The following is a 315-nucleotide window of genomic DNA, read 5'->3' as shown; positions in this document are numbered from 1 at the left end:
GTCCCTGATACAGCACGGCGGCTTCCCGAATCTGGGCGAGCGTGAAGTCGCTGAGTCGCTTCTTGTTGAGCGTGGGTTGGCGCGTGGCCCACTCGTCGCGAAGACGGGCCTTCGACATCTGCTTGTAATTGACGCCGGGAATCAGGTACTCCGTGACACCGCGACCGATCTGCGGACCTGTGAGCCCACGCATCACGGAATCGAACTCAGCGGCACGCGCCAGCTCTTCATCAGTCCACTTGCGCATTTTGTTCCTCTCGAATAAGTTGTGCAAGCTCCAGTCTATCACGACCTGCATCCGCAAGTCTATAGCTC

Annotated in this window: 1 protein-coding gene; it reads right to left on the bottom strand. The window is 58.4% G+C overall.

Annotated elements, in window-relative coordinates:
- The coding region (locus tag AC1RPG_RS08620) for a hypothetical protein (protein WP_481762574.1) at positions 1–247 on the bottom strand (247 nt) is incomplete at its 3' end.
- Positions 248–315 lie beyond the last annotated feature (68 nt).

It is taken from the genome of Dellaglioa sp. CoH-57-MRSF-18 (assembly GCF_056781995.1).
Note: the sequence above shows the minus strand (reverse complement) of the source record. Positions and strands in the feature narration are given on the sequence as shown.